Source organism: Streptomyces cupreus, assembly GCF_014257025.1.
Classification (GTDB): domain Bacteria; phylum Actinomycetota; class Actinomycetes; order Streptomycetales; family Streptomycetaceae; genus Streptomyces; species Streptomyces cupreus.
Window position 1 is genome coordinate 1 of sequence record NZ_JACMSF010000111.1, and the last position, 12,427, is coordinate 12,427.

Consider the following 12,427-nt stretch of genomic DNA (forward strand, 5'->3'; position numbering starts at 1 on the left):
GCCACCACCAGTGAAGGTCACGCATTCGACGCAAGAACTCCCGTTCCCCGCCCGGGGATGCGTGCCCGCCACTGCCCGGAGGCTCACTCATACGCACCAGAACACGTTCAACCGCCGTCGACCGCCACCTGTTTGCAACCCTCCCTCAAGATCCAACTGTTGGGGCAGCCGTAACCGGTGGGATGCCTGCCCCCTCTTGGCGCGGACATGAAAAGCGGGGAAGCTGAACTCCCCATTCCCCCACAGCCGTTGGGCTGCGCCCGCATCACGAGGAGGACGCAGTGTCGTCACCGTCGTCGAAGAAGCACCGCAGGAGATGGCTCACCGGTCTCGCCGGTGCCGCCGCGCTCGTCATCGCGTTCCCCTCCGTCGCCTTCGCGGCCCCGCCGCAGGCGCTGCCCGCCAACGCCGAGTCCGCCGAGTTCACTTACCAGCCGGCCTTCGACTACGACACGGACGGCTGCTACTCCACGCCCGCGATCGGCCCCGACGGGACCGTGAACGGCGGCCTCAACCCGACCGGCGCCCTCAACGGCAGCTGCCGTGACTCCTGGGACCTCGACAACACCAACAGCTACTCGCGCTACAAGTGCAACAACGGCTGGTGCGCCTACATGTACGGCCTCTACTTCGAGAAGGACCAGGCCGTCGCGGGCAGCAGCATCGGCGGGCACCGGCACGACTGGGAGCACGTCGTGATCTGGGTGCAGAGCGGTGCGATCAAGTACGTCTCGACGTCCAACCACGGCTCGTTCACGGTGAGCGCGGCGTCGTCGGTCCGCTTCGACGGCACGCACGCGAAGATCGTGTACCACAAGGACGGCATCAGCACGCACTGCTTCCGCCTCGCCAACTCCAATGACGAGCCGCCGGAGAACCACAAGGGCACCTGGCAGTACCCGCCGCTGGTCGGCTGGAACGGCTACCCGTCGGGCGTGCGCGACAAGCTGGTCGCGTACAACTTCGGCAGCGCCAACTTCGGCCTGAAGGACGCCAGTTTCGGCAACCACCTCTCCTCCGCCAAGCCGTCGGGCATCACCTTCGACCCGTACGCCTGACGTCATCGGGCCCGGGGAGTAGGACCAGCGGCGCTTCCCTCCTCCTTCCCGGGCCCGATCCGGTGCCACGGGCCGCTGTCTAGCGTGCTCGACATGGACACCGTCGACACGAGCGGACAGCTCGAAGAAGCCCTGGAACGCCTCCACTGCGCCGGTCCGGAACGCGACGGCTGGCTCACCAACCACGCGCCCATGGTCGTCGAGGCGCTCGCCGCGCACGGACACGCGGGGGCGGTCCATCGCTGGGTGGACCTGTACCGGGACCGTCTTGAGGACTTCCCCGACCGCCTGACCCCCGTCACGGACGACAACTGGCGCTCCGCGCTGGGGGATCCGCGCCGGATCGCGGACTGGACCGACCATTTCTCCCGCACGCTCGCCGACCGGCCCTGGCGGGACGTCCTCGCCGAGTGGTGGCCGCGGCTGCTGCCCGGGATGTACGGCGGCGCGACGCATGTGATCATCCGGGTCGGCCACGCCGTACGCGCCCTCGAAGCCGAGGAGACCGCGCCGAGGCTCGCCGAACTCGCCCACGCGCTGGGCTACTGGGCGGCCCGGCACCAGCCCGTGAATGGCTTCACCGTGCTGCCGGGCGCGCCGACCGCCATGGGCTCCCTGGACGCCGTACCCGCGATCGGCAAGGGTCACCTGGGATTCCGGAACCGCCTGGCCGCCGTGCACCACCTGCCCGTGTGGGCGGACGGCGTCACCGATCCGGACCTCGCACGGGACCGGCTCACCGAGCTCGTGCACGCCACGACCCACCGCTACGCCACCCACGGCCATGGCGAACCCACCATGCTGGTGCACGCGGCGACGGCCCCCAACGCCGTTCTGCGCACGCTGGATTCACTGCCGCGCGAGCACTGGGCGCCGAGCCTGCACGCGGCCTGGACCGCGTCCGCCGCCGTCACCGCCATGTACGCCCCCGACGAGCCGGTCGCCTACGAACCGCCCGCCCGGCTCACCGCCGAGGAGGTCATGGAGCGAGCCCTCGCGCACGGCGGCGAACACGTCATCAAGCTCGCCGACACGGCCCTGGACGTAGGTGACGACCTCGCGCTCGCCGCGGCCCAGCGCGCGATCGAGCTCAGCGAGCCTCTGGTCCCGTGACCACCAGGGCGTCGCCCAACTCGGTCCGCCCGTACAGGACATAGAGCCCCTCACGCCGTGAGGTCAGCAGGCCCGCCTCTCTCAGCACCGACAGATGGGCCGAGACGGTCGACGCGGCCAGGTCGTGCCGGGCGGCGAGTTCGGTGGTCGAGGCGGGGGCGCTCAGGCCGGTGAGGAGAGCGGCGCGCTGGTGGCCGAGGAGCCGGGCGAGCGCCTGTGACGGGCTCGGCGGAGCGGTGTCGTGGAGGCTGCCCATCCCGCGGGCCGGGTAGATGACGGTGGGCTGCCAGGGGCGGGCGAAACCGCTGACGACGTCCGGCCACACGAACACGCTCGGCATCAGCAACACACCTCGTCCATCGGCGCGTTGGGCGTCGGCGAGGTCGCCGTACATGCGCAGGGTGAGGGTGTGCCCGGCCCAGTCGATGCCGGGGTGCAGACCGGTGAGCAGCGCGTCGAGTCCGCCGCCCGCCGCCTGCCGGGAGCGGTGGGCGATGTCGGCCTCCAGGACGGCACGGTGACGTGGCCAGTCCGGGGCGAGCAGGGCGTGCCAGGCCCGCTCGGTGAGGTCGGCCAGCCGTCGGACGGTGGCCGCGGGGTCGTCGAGCGCCGCGCGCCCCTGGGACGACGCGGCGAGCCCGGGCGTACAGGCGAGCGAGCGGGCCATCTCGGCGTGGGCGAGGACGGGGTCGGTGGCCCTCATCCGGGCCAGTTCGTCCTCGATGCCGGGGTACGGCTCGTCCGGGGGCGGGCCGAGGAAGTCGGGGGTGTAGCCGCCCGAGGGCGGGATGAACAGCCACAGCGGGGACAGGTCGAGTCCGGCGAGGGTACGGCGGACGCGGCGCAGCCAGCCTCGGTGGTAGCCGTGCCGGGCGGGGCGGCGCAGCAGCCGTAGCGCCTCGTGGGTCTGGCACAGCGGCGAGATCGCGAACCGGCAGCGCGTCAGGTCGTCGGTGCCCAGGTCCAGGGTCAGGGGCATGGCTGCCTCCGTGGGTGATTCGGCCTGGGACGAAAGAGTAGAGGCGGCTTGCCGGGCCCAGCACCCTGGCCCCGATGACCGACTACCGATCAACGACCGCCGAGAACACCGCCCCTGGGGCCGCGTGGCGCCGAGGCGCCGTCGTCGCGGCGCTGATGCTGGCCGCGTTCACCTTCAACACCACCGAGAACCTCCCCGTCGGCCTGCTCCCCCTCATGGCGGACGACCTCGGGGTCTCCCTGCCGGCCGTGGGCGTGCTGGTCACCGGCTACGCGCTCACCGTCGTCGTGGTGTCACTGCCCCTCGCCCACGCCACCCGCGCGATCCCCCGCCGCCATCTGCTGACCGCCCTGCTCGGCCTGCTTGCCGCCGCGAGCTGGGCCTCGGCGCTCGGCGTCGTCTCCTACGGCCCGCTGCTCGCGGCACGCGCGACGACCGCGCTCGCCCAGGCGCTGTACTGGTCGGTGATGGGGCCGGTCGCGGTCGGCCTGTACCCGCCAGAGCGGCGCGGCCGGGTCATCGGCCTGCTGTCGGTCGGGGGCTCACTCGCCACCGTGCTCGGCGTGCCGGCGGGCACCTGGCTCGGCGCGCACGCCGGGTGGCGGACCCCGTTCGCGGTGCTCGGCGCGCTCGCGCTGGTGTCCCTCGTCGCGGTCGCCGTCCTGCTGCCGGCGTCCCGCCCGCAGGAGAGTCACTCGGCCTACGGTGTCGCCCCCGACCGGCGCCGCTTCCTCGTCGTCGTCACCACCACCGCCCTGTCGGTGACCGGCGTGTTCACCGCGTTCACCTACGTCGTGGCCTTCCTCGACGAGGTCGGCGGATTCGGCGAGGACGCGGTGAGCGCCGTGCTGCTGGCGTTCGGGGTGGCGGGTCTGGCCGGAGTCACGGTGACCGGGCCGCTCCTCGACCGCTTCCCACGCGCCACGCTCGCCGTACCCGTGACGACCCAGACCATCGCCCTGCTCGGCCTGTACGCGGCCGGGCACAGCAAGCCGGCGACCGTCGCCCTGCTGATGCTGCTCGGGGCGTCGGTCGGCCCGGCGTTCATGGCCTCGCAGAGCCAGGTCCTCCTCGTCGCCCCGGGCCGCACCGAGTCGGCCCTCGCCGCCAACTCGGTCGCCTTCAACGCGGGCGTGGCCATCGGCGCCCTCGTCGGCGGCGGCCTGTTCACGGCGGTCGGGGTGCGCGGGACCTTTCTCGTCGGGGGGATGCTCACGGCGGGGGCGCTCGCGGTGCTCTCGCGCGGGCGTACGGCGTCGTAAACCACGTGGGTCAACGCGCGGGCGCTCAGCTGCGTTGGCGTCTGTCCTGAACCGACGGGAAATCGAGCGGTACGGCACGGAGCCTGTGATCGGAAGGTCTATCGTGTCGGCATGTCCGTCCCCGAACTGATCCGTGTCGTCTCCCGCGACTCGCCCATGGCGCTCGCCCAAGTGGAGCGCGTCCGTGCCGAGTTGACAGCCCTGCATCCCGGGGTGCGTACCGAGGTCGTGCCGGTGAAGACGACCGGCGACAAGTGGCTGGGTGATCTGTCGAAGGTCGAGGGCAAGGGGGCGTTCACCAAGGAGGTGGACGCCGCTCTGCTGGCCGGTGAGGCCGATCTGGCGGTGCACTGCGTCAAGGACGTGCCCGCCGACCGGCCGCTGCCCGCGGGCACCGTCTTCGCCGCGTTCCTCAAGCGGGACGACATCCGCGACGCCCTGGTGCACCCGGGCGGTCTCACCCTGGACGAGCTGCCGGACGGCACCCGGATCGGCACCTCCTCGGTGCGCCGGATCGCCCAACTCGCCGCAACCCACCCGCATCTGGAGTGCGTGCCCTTCCGCGGCAACGCCAACCGGCGGCTGGAGAAGCTACGGGCCGGTGAGGCGGACGCGCTGCTGCTCGCGGTGTCCGGTCTGGAGCGGATCGACCGACGCGACGTGATCAGCGAGGTCCTCTCCCCCGAGACGATGATGCCGCCGATCGGCGCGGGCATCCTCGCCCTGCAGTGCCGGGAGGGCGATGACGAGCTGATCGACGCCGTCAGCGGCCTCGGCGATCCGGACACCCACCGGGAGGCCACCGCCGAGCGGATGTTCCTGCATGTCCTCCAGGGGCACTGCAACAGCCCGATCGCCGGCTACGCGCGCGTGGACCACGGCGGGGAACTGTCCCTGCGGGCGTGCGTGTTCACCCCGGACGGCAAGACGCGGCTGAACGCCCACGAGTGGGCCGGCCGACTGCATCCGGCCACTCTCGGCACGTCGGTCGCCGTCGCGCTGCTGCGTCAGGGGGCGCGCGAGATCATCGACGGCATCCCGCACTGAGGTTCCGAGGCGCGGCACCGCGTCAGGCGGTGCCCTCCTCGGCCTGGTCGCGCAGGAAGTTGCTCACCTCGTGGGCGAGGCACCCCCGCCCCGCACCGGCGTGCGCCGAGCCCTCGTACAGTCCGATGCCGCCCGCCCACAGCCGGCGCTCGGTCCACTCCTCCTCGACCCGCAGCTGGATCTGCACATCGACCTGGTTCAGGCTCGCCTCCGGCCCGGCCGCGTACAGCACGGCGGTGGCCCGGCGCAGCGGGTAGACGTCGAAGCCCTCGATGAACTGCGAGTTGCGCCAGTCGATGAAGGCGCTCTCCCCGTCGGACCCGATCCGGACGTCGATCTGGCCGTCCTCCAGGTGGATGCCGTAGTGCCGCTCACCGCGGTTCTCGACCGTCACGCGGAGACTGAAGTACGTCAGCCCCTCGGCGGCGTCGTCACGTCCGCGTGGAGGCTCGTTCTGCTCCAGACGGTGGACGGTGACCCGCAGACCGGCATGCTCGTCGTACTCCTGCCAGTCCCCGACCACGTTCGGCTCGCACACACTGCACCTCTTCGACCTCAGAGAGCTGCTTCCTATCTGTGTGCTCAGGGCACTGTCAAATGAGCGGAATGGGCTGTGGCCAGCGCATTCACCCCCTTTGATCGCTGATCAAGCGCTGCCCAGGCACAATCGGCCACCCGGCATTGAGGGTGGGTGCGCGAGCGTGCCGCACATCACGTCCGGCGTCGTGATCTGCGGGCGCCCTCACGCACCGGGTTCGACCGAATTCGGACTGCGCACCAAATTCGCCCATATCAGGGCAATTGTTTTGGGGTCTTCATGGCCGGGAATGAGTTATGAAGTGCTTCGGACAGGAGGCACGTCCGTGGGAGCCCGGTCGACGGCCCCGGATGTCCTCCGTGAGCTTCGAGGCCGCGCCTCCCACGGTGACTGTCCACCCAGCACCTGCTGAGGGAGGTGCGCTTCATGCCAGTCACCGGCAGAGCGAAGCGGCACCCGCACGACGACGCCCCCGACACCACCGCCGATTTCCAACGGCTCGCCGGTCTGCCCGAGGGGCCGGAGCGCAAGGCGCTCCGGGACGAACTGGTCCAGGTCTGGCTCCCCATGGCGGAGCGCATCGCGGTCCGCTTCAAGGGACGCGGCGAGGCCCTCGAAGATCTCTACCAGGTCGCCGCGCTCGGCCTCGTCAAGGCCGTCGACCACTACGACCCGGACCGCGGCTGCGCCTTCGAGGCGTACGCCGTGCCGACCGTCACCGGCGAGATCAAGCGCCATTTCCGCGACCACATGTGGACGCTGCACGTGCCGCGCCGCGTCCAGGACCTGCGCAACCGGGTGCGCCAGGCCGCCAAGGAACTCTCGCAGACCACCCCGGGCCGCGCGCCCACCGTGCACGAGATAGCCGAACTCACCGAACTGACCGATGCCGAGGTGCGTTCCGGAATGGAGGCCCTGGACTGTTTCTCCGCGCTGTCACTGGAGGCGGAGATGCCCGGCACCGACGGATACGCACTCGGCGACTCGATCGGCGGCCTCGATCCGGGCTACGACATCATCGTCGACCGGGTGGCCGTCCGGCCGTGTCTGGAGAAGCTGCCCGAGCGTGAGCGCACCATCCTCTATCTGCGATTCTTCCTGGGCATGACCCAGAGCCGCATCGCCGAGCAGCTGGGGATCTCGCAGATGCACGTATCGCGCCTGCTCAGCGGCTGCTTCGCCCACCTGAGGGAGGAACTGCTCGTCCGCGCGCCCTAGTCGCGCTCGGGCCAGATGGGGCCCTGATCGGTCCAGATGACACCCTTGTTGCGGCAGAGGCAGAAGGGGTGGCCGATGGGGTCGGCGTAGACGCGGAAGCCGTGGCCGTCGGGGCCGGTGCAGTCCCGCTGCAGGGTCGCGCCGAGGGCCAGGACGCGGCGCTGTTCGGCCTCGATGTCATCGACTTCGAAGTCGAGGTGGAACTGCTTGGGGTGCTCGCTGTCGGGCCACTGCGGGGCGCGGTAGTCCTCCACCTGGATGAAGGCCAGTTCGATCTCGCCGAACTGGATACCGGCCCAGTTCTCGTTACTGCCCTCCTTGACCGGGAGCCCCATCACCTCGGAGTAGAAGGCTGCCAGCTTCATCGTGTCCGGGCAATCGATGATGAAGTCGGTTAGTCGTAGCATCCCGCGATCTTGCCACAAGATCAAATGAGCCGGACTTTGAGACAGGCCCTAAGGCTCCTCGGGCATTCCCGGGATCTGCGTCGGGCCGTGACGGTCGAGGGCGTCCTCCAGTTCGGCGCGGATCTCCGGGGGCATCTCCCCGTCGCGGCCCCAGATCAGGATGAGGTCCGCGACATGGCGGAGCTTGATGTTGGTGTGCTGGGAGACGTCCTTGAGCACCGCCCAGCCCTGGGCCGGAGCGACGCGGCCCAGGGCCACGATCATCCCGATCGCCTGGTCCACGACGGCGTGCGAGGCCACGGCCTCTTTCAGCTGGTCGACCTCCTGCTGGAGCTCGGAGATGCGTCCGGTCTCGTCGGCAGGCTCGTGGGGTACCCGGGTCACTCATCCATCCTCGTCACTCAGGCGGCGGTATGCCACTGGGTGGAGGGTGGAATCATCATTGTTTCGGCGCGGCGGCCGGGGTACTCGGCAGGCGCCGTCAGAGGTATCGGCCGGACACTGGGAACAGACACCGGTGGCCGCCGGCCCGGCGAGACCAGGACGCGACAGCCATGAACCACGACACGAAGATCCCCCGCGGCACACGGGACCTCGTCTCCACCCACTCCGTCTTCGGCGCGCCCTGCTGGGTGAGCCTGACCAGCCGGGATCTGGAGACCGCCGAGGAGTTCTACACCGCCGTCCTCGGCTGGCGCTGGCGCACCGGCAAGCTCGGCGAGCGCTTCCGGATCGCCCTGGCCGACGGCGTGCCCGTCGCCGGGATGGCCGCCGTCGCGACGATGTGGCAGATGGCGGTCGCATGGACGCCGTACTTCGCCGTGCCGAGCGCGGACGAGGCCGTGGCGAGGGTGCAGGAGCGCGGCGGTACGGCGGCGGTCGGGCCGATCTCCTTCCCGCCCGGGCGCGCGGCGCTGCTCGCCGACCGGGACGGCGCGACCTTCGGCATCTGGGAGGGCGAGCTCATCGGCGACTGGGAGACCTGGCGCCGCTCCACCCCGGCCTTCATCCGCCTGCACACCCGCGACGCCTTCGACGCCGCGATCTTCTACGGCGAGGTCCTGGACTGGGCCTCGGAGCGCCCGGGCTGCTGCGAGGTGCACTACGAGGGCGGCGAGGTCGTGCTGCGCAGCGGCGGCGACGTGGTGGCCCGGATCGAGTCGGGGGCACTGGGCGCGGCCCCCGACCCCACCATCCGGCCGCACTGGCAGGTCCACTTCTCGGTCCAGGACGTGACGGCCTGCGCCCGGACCGCGGAGCAGCACGGTGGCAGCGTCCTGTCGAAGACCGGCGACGAGGCCGTGCTGCGCGATTCCGACGGCGCCCAGTTCACGGTGACCTCACGCCGCGAGCGCTAGGCAGGGCTTGGGGCACCGGCCGTACGGGACGGGCGGGACAGCAGTACGAGGCTGCGGGCGGTGACCGTCATCGTCGTGGCCGCCTTGTGGTCGGTCTCGTCCGGGGCCTGTGGCTCGGCGGTGTCGATCAGGGTGGTCCAGCGGTCGCCGTAGGCGGCGTCCGGGAGCTGGAACTCCACCGGCTCCCAGAAGCTGTTGAGCAGGAGCAGGAAGGAGTCGTCCACCACGGGCCGGCCGCACCGGTCGGGCTCGGCGATGGCGTCGCCGTTGAGGAACACGCCGACGCAGTGCGCGTCGGAGCGCTGCCAGTCCTCCTCCGTCATCTCGCGGGCGTCCGGCAGCAGCCAGACCAGGTCGGGCAGCGGCTGGCCCGCGTGCGTCACCGTCTCACCGCGGAAGAAGCGGCGGCGGCGCAGTACGGGGTGGGCGGTGCGCAGGCCGATGACGTAGCGCGTGAAGTCGGCGAGGGCCTGCTGCTCATCGGTGAGCCGCCAGTCGATCCAGGAGACCTCGTTGTCCTGGCAGTAGGCGTTGTTGTTGCCGCGCTGGGTGCGGCCGAGTTCGTCGCCGTGGCAGAGCATCGGGATGCCCTGCGACAGCAGCAGCGTGGCAAGGAAGTTGCGCTGCTGGCGGGCGCGCAGCTCAAGGACGGCCGGATCGCGGGTCTCGCCCTCCGCGCCGCAGTTCCAGGAGCGGTTGACGCTCTCGCCGTCCCGGTTGCCCTCGCCGTTGGCCTCGTTGTGCTTGTCGTCGTACGAGACCAGGTCGCGCAGCGTGAAACCGTCGTGCGCGGTGACGAAGTTGACGCTGGCCCGCGGGCGGCGCCTGCTGCGCTGGTACAGGTCGGAGGAGCCGGTCAGCCGGGAGGCGAAGTCGCCCAGGGTGTGCTCGCCGCCGCGCCAGAAGTCGCGCACGGTGTCGCGGTACCTGCCGTTCCACTCCGACCACAGCGGCGGGAAGTTGCCGACCTGGTAGCCGCCCTCGCCGACGTCCCACGGCTCGGCGATCAGCTTGACGCGGCTGATCACCGGGTCCTGCTGGATCAGGTCGAAGAACGCCGAGAGCCGGTCCACCTCGTGGAACTGGCGGGCCAGGGTGGCCGCGAGGTCGAAGCGGAAGCCGTCGACATGCATCTCGGTGACCCAGTACCGCAGCGAGTCCATGATCAGCTGAAGCACGTAGGGGTGCCGCATCAGCAGGCTGTTCCCGGTGCCGGTGGTGTCGTAGTAGTGCGACCAGTCGCCGTCCACCAGCCGGTAGTAGGAGGCGTTGTCGATGCCACGGAAGGACAGCGTCGGGCCCTTCTCGTTGCCCTCGGCGGTGTGGTTGTAGACGACGTCGAGGATCACTTCGAGACCGGCCTCGTGCAGCGCCTTCACCATCGCCTTGAACTCGGTGACCTGCTGGCCCCGGGTGCCGTGCGCGGCGTAGGCGTTGTGCGGAGCGAAGAAGCCGATCGTGTTGTAGCCCCAGTAGTTCGACAGGCCCCGGTCGGTCAGCACGCCGTCCTGGACGAACTGGTGCACCGGCATCAGCTCGACGGCGGTGACCCCCAGCGAGGTCAGATGCTCGACGACCGCGGGGTGCGCGAGCCCGGCGTAGGTGCCGCGCAGCTCGGCGGGGACACCGGGGTGGGTGCGGCTCAGGCCGCGTACGTGGGCCTCGTAGATGACGGTGTCCGCGTACGGCCGCCTGGGCGGGCGGTCGTCGCCCCAGTCGAAGGAGGGGTCGGTCACCACGCCGAGCATGGTGTGCCCGGCGCTGTCGGCCGGGGCGGGTCCGTCGGGGGCGCGCTCGAAGAGCGAGGAGTGGTTGTCCATCTGCCCGTCGACCGCCTGGGTGTACGGGTCGAGGAGCAGCTTCGCCGGATTGCACCGGTGACCGAGGGCCGGGGCCCAGGGGCCGTGCACCCGATAGCCGTAACGCTGGCCGGGGCCGACGCCCGGCAGGTAGCCGTGCCAGACGAATCCGTCGACCTCGGCCAGCTCCACGCCGGTGTGCTTGCCGGCGTCGTCGACCAGGACCAGCTCGACCCGCTCGGCGACCCCGCTGAACAGGGCGAAGTTGGTGCCCTGTCCGTCGTAGGCGGCGCCCAACGGGTAGGGGTGCCCGCGCCAGGCGGGCACCCCTGCACGGTGTTTACGCGGGGTCACCGCGCCTCCTCCAGCGCTCGGTCCGGAGTGCTCGCCGGGCCGGCCAGCGCGGCGGCCGGGACCTCGCGGGGCACCTGAAGCACCTCGCGCAGACTGGGCGCCGGGGCCGTCGGGACCAGCGGGACGCGCTCGCCGGCGCGGGCCCGCTGCGAGAACCAGATGACCTTGCTGCCGGTGTCCGTGGCGCAGCAGCCCCAGCCGTCGCTGATGGCGGCGATCTGCTCCAGGCAGCCGCGCAGATCCTGGTCCGGGCGCAGTTCACGGTCGTTGTCCCCGATGGCCGTGATCAGGTGCTGGCCGTTCCACCACATCTCGATCGACGTGTTCTTGTCCGTCGCGTGCTCGTCGATGGCGGTCAGCAGCAGTTCGGCACCGCCGCACACGGGCTCCACGAGGTTCTCCAGGTCCCAGAACCGGAGGTGAGCGGCCAGGATGCGCCTGACCTGTCCGACCCGTTCCGGGCTGACTTCCACGTCGAGGTGGTAGTAGCAGGGCACTGCGGTCTTCATCTCGTTGGCTCCTCACCGGCGAGGCTCGGCACTTCCCCGTCCCCGCGGGACGGGCCCCGAACGCGAAGCGTGAGCGTTGATCGCTTCTGAGTCACCTCAAGGGTGGGAGCACTACGCCATTCGTGCAACACGAGGAGTCAACCGGGGGATCCTCCCGAATGGTTGAAGCTCTAACAAGACGCTGAGTCGTCGCCCGTGCACCATGAGTGAAGACCTCCGTGCCCGTCAGGCATTCCGTGTGTCCGCGCACGACCACCCCCGACCGTGTGGTGACGTGCCATGAAACCCGAGAGGTGAACGGCGTCATGTTGCTACCGGCCAAAGCCGAAGTCGCCCGCCAGCTTGGGCGCTACCGGGCCTGGGAGCGCGTCATGCTCGCGTCCCCGAACGACCGCGCGGTGCGGGCCACTTTCGAGGACGCGGGCTACACGCTGTGCGTGCTGATGGGCGAGCGTTGCGCGCGCGAGGCCGCGGACGCCGCCGAGCGCTATCTGCGCACCAGCCTCGGCACCTATCTGCGCGAGCAGAACGAACGCCACCGTCCGGGCCGCGCCGCGAGACGGGGTCCACCGACCGCCAAGCGGCGTTCCCGGGCCGGCAGGTAGACCCTGCCGGCGCAGCTTGCATCCCCGGCCGGGCCCTTGAGGGGCCCGGCCATGAGCACGGTGGAGGCGAGACCATGAAGGCAACCGCGGCCATCGGCCGTATCCCGGTACGCAATGTCCAGCCGGCCGTGGAGTGCGGCAGGCGCCCGGCGAAGGCGGTGACCGGCGAGACGTTCGAGG

The 12,427-nt window shown here is 70.8% G+C and carries 14 protein-coding genes; 8 read left to right on the top strand and 6 right to left on the bottom strand.

The genetic code is table 11. The features are described from left to right. Positions 1-281 precede the first annotated feature (281 nt). Positions 282-1,058: an NPP1 family protein gene (locus H4N64_RS42700; RefSeq protein ID WP_186288014.1), complete on the top strand. Its 777-nt coding sequence runs from the start codon at positions 282-284 to the stop codon at positions 1,056-1,058. Between the two features lie 93 nt (positions 1,059-1,151). Beyond that, a complete protein-coding gene (locus tag H4N64_RS42705) occupies positions 1,152-2,171 on the top strand; it encodes a questin oxidase family protein (protein WP_186288015.1) in 1,020 nt (339 codons plus the stop codon). Here H4N64_RS42705 and H4N64_RS42710 read toward each other — a convergent pair. After that, positions 2,149-3,150, bottom strand: a complete 1,002-nt coding sequence (locus H4N64_RS42710) for an ArsR/SmtB family transcription factor (protein ID WP_186288016.1) — start codon at positions 3,148-3,150, stop codon at positions 2,149-2,151. The two genes, H4N64_RS42705 and H4N64_RS42710, sit on opposite strands and share 23 nt — an antisense overlap. Positions 3,151-3,224: 74 nt before the next feature. Between H4N64_RS42710 and H4N64_RS42715 the strand changes: the two genes are divergently transcribed. Both H4N64_RS42715 and hemC read left to right on the top strand, forming a co-directional pair. Next, positions 3,225-4,412 carry an MFS transporter gene (locus tag H4N64_RS42715; protein ID WP_186288017.1) on the top strand — a complete coding sequence of 396 codons (1,188 nt, stop codon included), beginning with the start codon at positions 3,225-3,227 and terminating at the stop codon, positions 4,410-4,412. A gap of 111 nt (positions 4,413-4,523) precedes the next feature. Further along, positions 4,524-5,459 carry a hydroxymethylbilane synthase gene (gene hemC / locus H4N64_RS42720; RefSeq protein WP_186288018.1) on the top strand — a complete coding sequence of 312 codons (936 nt, stop codon included), beginning with the start codon at positions 4,524-4,526 and terminating at the stop codon, positions 5,457-5,459. A gap of 22 nt (positions 5,460-5,481) precedes the next feature. Here the strand turns inward: hemC and H4N64_RS42725 are convergent, their stop codons facing one another. After that, on the bottom strand, positions 5,482-5,997 hold the full coding sequence (locus H4N64_RS42725; RefSeq protein ID WP_186288019.1) for a hypothetical protein: 516 nt from the start codon (positions 5,995-5,997) through the stop codon (positions 5,482-5,484). Between the two features lie 426 nt (positions 5,998-6,423). Here H4N64_RS42725 and H4N64_RS42730 point away from each other — a divergent pair, with 426 nt between their 5' ends. Further along, a complete protein-coding gene (locus H4N64_RS42730; protein ID WP_186288020.1) occupies positions 6,424-7,215 on the top strand; it encodes an RNA polymerase sigma factor SigF in 792 nt (263 codons plus the stop codon). Here the strand turns inward: H4N64_RS42730 and H4N64_RS42735 are convergent. After that, positions 7,212-7,622, bottom strand: a complete 411-nt coding sequence (locus tag H4N64_RS42735) for a VOC family protein (protein ID WP_186288021.1) — start codon at positions 7,620-7,622, stop codon at positions 7,212-7,214. The two genes, H4N64_RS42730 and H4N64_RS42735, sit on opposite strands and share 4 nt — an antisense overlap. Positions 7,623-7,670: 48 nt before the next feature. Then, the gene (locus tag H4N64_RS42740; protein WP_186288022.1) at positions 7,671-8,006 is read right to left on the bottom strand and encodes an ANTAR domain-containing protein; all 336 of its coding nucleotides are present in this window, start codon (positions 8,004-8,006) and stop codon (positions 7,671-7,673) included. Between the two features lie 170 nt (positions 8,007-8,176). On the opposite strand from H4N64_RS42740, the gene H4N64_RS42745 reads away from it, so the two are divergent. After that, positions 8,177-8,980 carry a VOC family protein gene (locus tag H4N64_RS42745; protein ID WP_186288023.1) on the top strand — a complete coding sequence of 268 codons (804 nt, stop codon included), beginning with the start codon at positions 8,177-8,179 and terminating at the stop codon, positions 8,978-8,980. On the opposite strand, the gene glgX is transcribed toward H4N64_RS42745, so the two are convergent. Further along, positions 8,977-11,133 carry a glycogen debranching protein GlgX gene (glgX, locus tag H4N64_RS42750; RefSeq protein WP_186288024.1) on the bottom strand — a complete coding sequence of 719 codons (2,157 nt, stop codon included), beginning with the start codon at positions 11,131-11,133 and terminating at the stop codon, positions 8,977-8,979. The genes H4N64_RS42745 and glgX overlap by 4 nt on opposite strands. Beyond that, on the bottom strand, positions 11,130-11,642 hold the full coding sequence (locus H4N64_RS42755) for a pep a2 (protein ID WP_186288025.1): 513 nt from the start codon (positions 11,640-11,642) through the stop codon (positions 11,130-11,132). The genes glgX and H4N64_RS42755 overlap by 4 nt, the downstream gene beginning before the upstream one ends. Before the next feature lie 305 nt (positions 11,643-11,947). Here H4N64_RS42755 and H4N64_RS42760 point away from each other — a divergent pair, with 305 nt between their 5' ends. Continuing rightward, positions 11,948-12,247 carry a DUF5133 domain-containing protein gene (locus H4N64_RS42760; RefSeq protein ID WP_186288026.1) on the top strand — a complete coding sequence of 100 codons (300 nt, stop codon included), beginning with the start codon at positions 11,948-11,950 and terminating at the stop codon, positions 12,245-12,247. Positions 12,248-12,321: 74 nt separating this feature from the next. Then, a partial coding sequence (locus H4N64_RS42765; RefSeq protein ID WP_186288027.1) for a maltotransferase domain-containing protein occupies positions 12,322-12,427 on the top strand: 106 nt, incomplete at its 3' end.

Coding starts and splice junctions, on each gene's coding strand:
- H4N64_RS42705 (WP_186288015.1), top strand. CDS start 1,152: ATGGACACCGTCGACACGAGCGGACAGCTCGAAGAAGCCCTGGAACGC.
- H4N64_RS42710 (WP_186288016.1), bottom strand. CDS start 3,150: ATGCCCCTGACCCTGGACCTGGGCACCGACGACCTGACGCGCTGCCGG.
- H4N64_RS42715 (WP_186288017.1), top strand. CDS start 3,225: ATGACCGACTACCGATCAACGACCGCCGAGAACACCGCCCCTGGGGCC.
- hemC (WP_186288018.1), top strand. CDS start 4,524: ATGTCCGTCCCCGAACTGATCCGTGTCGTCTCCCGCGACTCGCCCATG.
- H4N64_RS42730 (WP_186288020.1), top strand. CDS start 6,424: ATGCCAGTCACCGGCAGAGCGAAGCGGCACCCGCACGACGACGCCCCC.
- H4N64_RS42735 (WP_186288021.1), bottom strand. CDS start 7,622: ATGCTACGACTAACCGACTTCATCATCGATTGCCCGGACACGATGAAG.
- H4N64_RS42745 (WP_186288023.1), top strand. CDS start 8,177: ATGAACCACGACACGAAGATCCCCCGCGGCACACGGGACCTCGTCTCC.
- H4N64_RS42755 (WP_186288025.1), bottom strand. CDS start 11,642: ATGAAGACCGCAGTGCCCTGCTACTACCACCTCGACGTGGAAGTCAGC.
- H4N64_RS42760 (WP_186288026.1), top strand. CDS start 11,948: ATGTTGCTACCGGCCAAAGCCGAAGTCGCCCGCCAGCTTGGGCGCTAC.